Here is a 6,617-nt window from a genome sequence, read left to right as displayed (position 1 = left end):
GTGAGGCGTGAGGCGTGAGGCGTGAGGCGTGAGGCGTGAGGCGTGAGGCGTGAGGCGTGAGGCAAACATAACCACCCATATCGCCACAAGCCTTTCATACAAAGGGGTTCAGCCCGATACCCACAAAAAAGCCGTCACAGCATGACGGCTTTTTCTTTGACTTCGTGCAAGAGCAGCAACCTGTCGGGATTCAGGGGCCCTCTCGCCCCCTCACACCTCAGCGAATCTCGAAAATCTTGCCGAAATTGGCGATGTCGAGCACCGAACGCACCGTGCCCTTGCAGTTGACGAGGGTGATCTTGCGGCCATTGCTGCGCTCATTCAACAACAGGAGCATGCCCAGCGCAGCGGAATCCATGTAATCGACCTCGGCCAGGTCCAGCTCGATGGTACTCACGTCATTGCGTTCCAGCGCGGCATTGGTCACCTGCTTGAATTCGCGGTGCACTTCAAAGGTGAAACTGCCGCGCAGGGCAATAATGGCCTTGTTGCCGTCCTGCTTCATCGTCGCTTGCATGGGGTTCTCCGGTAAGCCTTGCATTGCCGCGCAAGCGGCGTCACTGTTCACAGCATAAGCAAGCTAGCCGGCAATTTCCACGCGTCCGCGCCCACTGTGCTTGGCGCGATACAGTGCCTCGTCAGCGCGCAGCACCAGCGCGCGGCCGTTTTCCTCCGGGCGCAGGTCGGCGATGCCGGCGGAGAACTGCACCTCGATGCGCTGGTGATGGTGCTGGAAGGGCGTGCGCGTGGCGACGATGCGCAGGCGGTCGATCACGTATTGCGCGCCCTTCACGTCGGTGTCGGTCAGCACGATGAGGAATTCCTCGCCGCCATAACGGATCAGGAAATCGGTATCGCGCAGCACGGCGCGCGCCAGACTGGTCACGTGCACCAGCACCTGGTCGCCAACCAGATGGCCGAAGCGATCGTTGATCTGCTTGAAGTCGTCGAGATCGAACATCGCGACGGCCAGACGCTGGTTCATGCGGCGCGCGCGCTTCACTTCGCGCATCAGCAGGTGATCCAGCCCCTGGCGGTTCAGCGCGCCGGTCAGCGCATCCATTTCCAGCGCCTTGCGGTTGAAGGCAAGGTCTTCCTCGATCTGGCGCAAGGTGGTGCGGATGGCCTGCAGCTCGGCATGCGAGGTATGCACGGTGCCATGCATGCTGCGCGTGGTGGCGATCACGTCGTCGAGCAGCGCTTCCAGTGTCGAATGGCTTTCCTCGATGCTGACGCGCTGTTCGGCGTGCGCCTGCCGCGCATGCTGCAGCACGCCCAGGCTTTGCAGCATGCTGTCGCTGCCCCCCGACAGCGATTGCAACAGTCCGCCGGTGCTGCCGCTGGCGCCTTCGAGCACCTCGTCGAGCTGGTAGATCACCTGCCAGGCCAGCTGCACCTCGTCGGTGCTCTTGTTCTGCGGCGCCTTGATCGTCAGCACGGCGTTGTAGAACTGCGCGTAGTTTTCCGGAGTCGGCGGCAGGCCGCGTTCGGTGAGGCGCTTGAGCGCAATGCGGGCGATTTCAACCGGGTTGACCGGCGGGGAACTGCTCATGATGGCGTGCAAACCTGCAGAGGGGTCGGGAGGATCGGAACGCGGTAATATATCGCATCCTGCAGCAGCCGGCAGCTTTGCTGACAACGGCAGCACCACCGGCAAGCATACGCGCCCCATTGTTCAAGAAATTGCGGAAAAACAAGGCAATGCACATTCACATCCTCGGCATCTGCGGCACCTTCATGGGCGGCATTGCCGCGCTGGCGCGCGCCGCCGGCCATACCGTCACCGGCTGCGACGCCGGCGTCTATCCGCCGATGTCCACCCAGCTCGAAGCGCTGGGCATCGAACTGATCGAGGGCTGGGATGCCGGCCAGCTGAATCTCGGCGCCGATCTGTATGTGATCGGCAACGTGATCACGCGCGGCAACCCGCTGATGGAAGCCATCCTCGAGCGCGGCCTGCCCTATATTTCCGGCCCGCAATGGCTGGGCGAAAACCTGCTGCGCGACAAATGGGTGCTGGCCGTGGCCGGCACGCACGGCAAGACCACCACCACGTCGATGCTGGCGTGGATACTGGAGTATGCCGGGCTGGCGCCCGGCTTTCTGGTCGGCGGCATCCCGGAGAATTTCGGCATTTCCGCACGCCAGCCGGGAACGCCCGCGCAGGATGCGGCGAGCACCTCGCCCTTCTTTGTCATCGAGGCCGACGAATACGATACGGCGTTTTTCGACAAGCGCAGCAAGTTCGTCCACTACCGCCCACGCACGGCGATCCTGAACAACCTCGAATTCGACCACGCCGACATCTTCGCCGATCTGGCCGCCATCGAAACGCAGTTCCACCATCTGGTGCGCACCATTCCCGCATCCGGCCGCGTGATCGTCAACGGCCGCGAGGACAGCCTGCAGCGCGTGCTAGAACGCGGTTGCTGGAGCGAGGTCGAGCACTTTGGCATTGCCGATGGCTGGGACATGGGCGAGCGCTACGATGACGGCTTTGAGGTGCTGCTGGCCGGCCAGTCGCAAGGGCGGCTCGTCTGGTCGCTGCTGGGCGAACACAATGCGCTCAATGCGCTCGCGGCGATTGCCGCCGCGCGCCACATCGGCGTGACGCCGGAGGTCGCGATTGCCGCACTGGCCGAGTTCAAGAATGTGAAACGCCGCATGGAAATCAAGGGCACGGTCAACGGCGTGACGGTTTATGACGACTTCGCGCATCACCCCACCGCAATCGCCACCACCGTGGCCGGCCTGCGCGCCCGCGTCGGCACAGCGCGCATCCTCGCGGTGCTCGAACCGCGCTCGAACACGATGAAGCTCGGAACGATGAAGAACGCGCTGCCGGGCAGCCTGCAGAATGCCGACCTGGTGTTCTGCTATGGCAAGAACCTCGGCTGGTCGCCTGCGGAAGCGCTGGCGCCGCTGGGTGAAGTCGCCCGCAGTTTCGACGATCTCGACCAGCTGGTCGCCAGCGTCAGCGCCGCCGCACGCCCTGGCGACCAGGTGCTGGTGATGAGCAACGGCGGCTTCGGCGGCGTGCACCAGCGCCTGCTCGACGCGCTGGGCTGAGCGGCGTCGGCGCCTCATCCTCACGCCTGATTCAGCAAGGCGCAAACCCCTTTTGAACCACAGAGGCACAGAGATCACAGAGGAAGAAAAACCGAGAAATGCACAAGATTTTCTCAGGCTTTTCTCTGTGCCTCTGTGGTGAATCAGGTTTTGCCGGGAAGTCTTGCCGAACAAGCCTAGCACCAGCATTACCCACAACCCCATACCCCTGCACGTCATTATCAAAAAAGGCTGCAGCCCGATACCCCAGCGGCAAACCAGGCTGCAGCGCCCATCCTTGCCGCAAGCCTGCCGCCCTTCCACGGCCAGACGGCACCCATAAAATAGTCATTTCCAATCAAAACAATTAAATCATTTTGATTTTGCTATCACAGCATGCGCCCTATCATGGCTTCACTTTTTCGTGACCACCCTGATGGAGCCAACGCATGTCCCTGATCAACACCACCGTCAAGCCCTTCAAAGCCACCGCCTACCACGACGGCCGTTTCGTTCACCTCACCGAGGCCGATTTCCACGGCCAGTGGTCCGTCGTGTTCTTCTACCCGGCCGACTTCACCTTCGTCTGCCCGACCGAGCTGGGCGATCTGGCCGACCACTACGCCGAATTCAAGAAGCTGGGCGTGGAAATCTACGGCGTATCGACCGACACCCACTTCACCCACAAGGCCTGGCACGACACCTCCGACACCATTGCCAAGGTGCAATACCCGCTCGTCGGCGACCCGACCGGCACGCTGGCGCGCAACTTCCAGGTGATGATCGAGGAAGAAGGTCTGGCGCTGCGCGGCACCTTCGTGATCAACCCGGAAGGCCAGATCAAGATCATCGAAGTGCACGACAACGGCATCGGCCGTGACGCCAAGGAACTGCTGCGCAAGGTGCAAGCCGCGCAATACGTCGCCAGCCACCCGGGTGAAGTCTGCCCGGCCAAGTGGACCCCGGGCGAAGCGACCCTCGCTCCGTCGCTCGACCTGATCGGCAAGATCTAAGCGGCGACACCCCGCCGCACCACAACCCGGGCCCATCCGGCCCGGGTTTGTTTTGACCTCATTACCCCTTACGAGGAGCCCTACCATGCTGGACACCAATATCAAAACCCAGTTGCAGACCTATCTGACCCGCGCCACCCGCCCGATCGCGATCACCGCCTTCGTCGACGACAGCAACACATCGCGCGAGCTGCAGGCCCTGCTGGCCGATATTGCCAGCGTGTCCGACCTCGTCAGCGTCGAGGAACGCCGCGATGCGAGCGAGCGAACTCCTTCCTTTGCCCTGAACAGCCCCGGCGAAAACATCGGCATCCGTTTTGCCGGCCTGCCGATGGGGCATGAATTCACTTCGCTGGTGCTGGCCCTGCTGCAAGTCGGCGGCGTAGCCCCCAAGATCAGCGAAGAAACCGCCGCACAGATCCGTGCACTGAAGGGCAATTTCGACTTCGTCACCTATATTTCGCTGTCGTGCCAGAACTGCCCGGACGTGGTGCAGGCGCTGAACGCCATGGCCGTGCTCAACCCCAATATCCGCCACACCATGGTCGACGGCGCGCTGTTCCAGGATGAAGTGAACGAACGCAAGATCATGGCCGTGCCGACGGTGCTCTTGAATGGCGCAGTCTTCGGCCAGGGCCGCATGGGCATCGAAGAAATCGTCGCCAAACTCGACAGCGGCGCGACCGATCGCGCTGCCGAGAAAATGAACACCGCCGCGCCGTTCGACGTGCTGGTGGTCGGTGGCGGGCCGGCGGGTGCGGCGGCGGCGGTGTATGCCGCGCGCAAGGGCATCCGCACCGGCGTGGCGTCCGAGCGCTTTGGCGGCCAGGTGCTCGACACCATGGCCATTGAAAACTTCATTTCCGTGCAGGAAACCGAAGGCCCGAAAATGGCGATGGCGCTGGAAGAGCACGTGAAAAGCTACGCCGTCGACATCCTGAACCTGCAGCGCGCGAGCAAGCTGGTTCCGGCGGGCGACGATGGCCTGACCACGGTCGAGTTTGCCAACGGCGGGCAACTGAAGGCCAAGAGCGTGATCGTCGCCACCGGCGCGCGCTGGCGCGAAATGAATGTGCCGGGCGAGGCGGAATACCGTGGCCGTGGCGTTGCCTACTGCCCGCACTGCGATGGCCCGCTGTTCAAGGGGAAAAAAGTGGCCGTCATCGGTGGCGGCAACTCCGGCGTCGAAGCGGCGATTGATCTGGCCGGCATCGTTGCGCACGTCACGCTGCTGGAATTCGGTGAAGCGATGCGCGCCGACGCGGTGCTGCAAAAGAAATTGCTGAGCCTGCCCAACGTCACCGTCATCACGCAGGCGCAGACGACCGCCGTGCTGGGCAATGGCGAAAAGGTGACGGGGCTGGCCTACACCCACCGCGCCACCGGCCAGTCGCACGAGCTGCAACTGGACGGGATTTTCGTGCAAATCGGTCTGGTACCGAATACCGACTGGCTGAAAGACAGCGGCGTGAATCTGAGCCGCTTTGGCGAGATCGAAATCAACGCACGCGGTGAAACCTCAGTGCCGGGCGTGTTCGCCGCCGGCGACGCCACCAACGTGCCCTACAAGCAGATCATCATCGCCATGGGCGCGGGCGCCACCGCCTCGCTTTCCGCCTTCGATCACCTGATTCGCAGCTAGGTATATGACCAAAGCCAAATAGCAGAAAAGGATACAGCCAGATACATCTGGCTGTATTTGTTTGCCGCTGCAATTCTGCGCTTCGTTTGGGTCTGGCTTACTTGCAGTCGACATCCTCAGCGGAACACACGACGAAGGGCACAGTAATCGCGATACCCTCGTCCTTGCCCATTGCAATAAGGGTATTCTGGGCATTCGTCACCTGGGACTTGGCCTTGGTAATGTCGGCAAGGATTTCCTGCTCCAGTTGCTCATCGGGCTCACGCTTGCCTTCATTGTCTTTCAGTTCCTGAAGATATTTGGCCCAGTTGCCGTAGGCAGTGCTCAGCCGATTGACCTGCTCCTGCACCTGCGGGTCCTGCAGCTTCAGACGATCCAGGCCTCTCTTGCTGCCTTCCAGCAAGCCCATCAAGGCATCCAGCTCTGGCGAACCGCCACGATGGCGTTCAGTTTTAGCCCTGAACGCCATCGTGGCCTTGGTGCTTTCAGCGAACTCATGCATTTCCTTGTTCAGCCGCGCATAGGTTTCCAGATCTTTTTCCAGCGGACTCTTGCCGCAAGCGGCAAGCGCAAAGACACAGAATATGAGCAGGAGTGAGCGGTAGAGGATTGTCATGATGTGGGGGCAGGAGAAAAATCATGAGGGATTATCCGGTGGGATTGATTGTTGCGCTACAGCAATCGCATCTCATGTCTCAGCACGTTTGAGTTATGCGATAGCGCAACTCAAGACGAAGGAGGCGCCCGATCGTTGAGCTTCACTCATTCCGCCCAAGCTCCATACAGGAGCGGACTTGCCAGCCCTCCTTGCTGACTGCGAGCAAGCTCACCACTCCGCCTCCGTAAAAACTTTCACGCAAATGACAAAACAAAAAGCCACATGCAATAATCACAACTTCCCGCCTAAACCGACT

At 61.4% G+C, this 6,617-nt stretch carries 6 protein-coding genes; 3 read left to right on the top strand and 3 right to left on the bottom strand.

The window, feature by feature from the left end; translation table 11 throughout:
* Window positions 1-217: 217 nt before the first annotated feature.
* On the bottom strand, window positions 218-517 hold the full coding sequence (locus C515_RS0118470) for an STAS domain-containing protein (protein ID WP_028456699.1): 300 nt from the start codon (window positions 515-517) through the stop codon (window positions 218-220).
* A 63-nt stretch (window positions 518-580) separates the two neighbouring features.
* Window positions 581-1,552, bottom strand: a complete 972-nt coding sequence (locus C515_RS21995) for a GGDEF domain-containing protein (protein ID WP_051305111.1) — start codon at window positions 1,550-1,552, stop codon at window positions 581-583.
* A 149-nt stretch (window positions 1,553-1,701) separates the two neighbouring features.
* Here C515_RS21995 and mpl point away from each other — a divergent pair, with 149 nt between their 5' ends.
* The 3 genes from mpl to ahpF all read left to right on the top strand — a co-directional run bounded on the left by mpl (window position 1,702) and on the right by ahpF (window position 5,703).
* Window positions 1,702-3,069 carry a UDP-N-acetylmuramate:L-alanyl-gamma-D-glutamyl-meso-diaminopimelate ligase gene (mpl, locus tag C515_RS0118460; RefSeq protein ID WP_028456698.1) on the top strand — a complete coding sequence of 456 codons (1,368 nt, stop codon included), beginning with the start codon at window positions 1,702-1,704 and terminating at the stop codon, window positions 3,067-3,069.
* A 428-nt stretch (window positions 3,070-3,497) separates the two neighbouring features.
* Window positions 3,498-4,061 carry an alkyl hydroperoxide reductase subunit C gene (gene ahpC, locus C515_RS0118455; protein ID WP_028456697.1) on the top strand — a complete coding sequence of 188 codons (564 nt, stop codon included), beginning with the start codon at window positions 3,498-3,500 and terminating at the stop codon, window positions 4,059-4,061.
* An 85-nt stretch (window positions 4,062-4,146) separates the two neighbouring features.
* Window positions 4,147-5,703 (top strand): alkyl hydroperoxide reductase subunit F, encoded by a 1,557-nt coding sequence (gene ahpF, locus C515_RS0118450; protein WP_028456696.1) that lies wholly within the window; start codon window positions 4,147-4,149, stop codon window positions 5,701-5,703.
* A gap of 97 nt (window positions 5,704-5,800) precedes the next feature.
* Here the strand turns inward: ahpF and C515_RS0118445 are convergent, their stop codons facing one another.
* Entirely contained in the window at window positions 5,801-6,319 is a 519-nt protein-coding gene (locus C515_RS0118445; RefSeq protein ID WP_028456695.1) for a hypothetical protein, read from the bottom strand.
* Window positions 6,320-6,617 lie beyond the last annotated feature (298 nt).

The sequence above is a fragment of the Chitinilyticum litopenaei DSM 21440 genome, from assembly GCF_000428145.1.
Taxonomy (GTDB): Bacteria; Pseudomonadota; Gammaproteobacteria; order Burkholderiales; family Chitinibacteraceae; genus Chitinilyticum; species Chitinilyticum litopenaei.
Note: the sequence above shows the minus strand (reverse complement) of the source record. Positions and strands in the feature narration are given on the sequence as shown.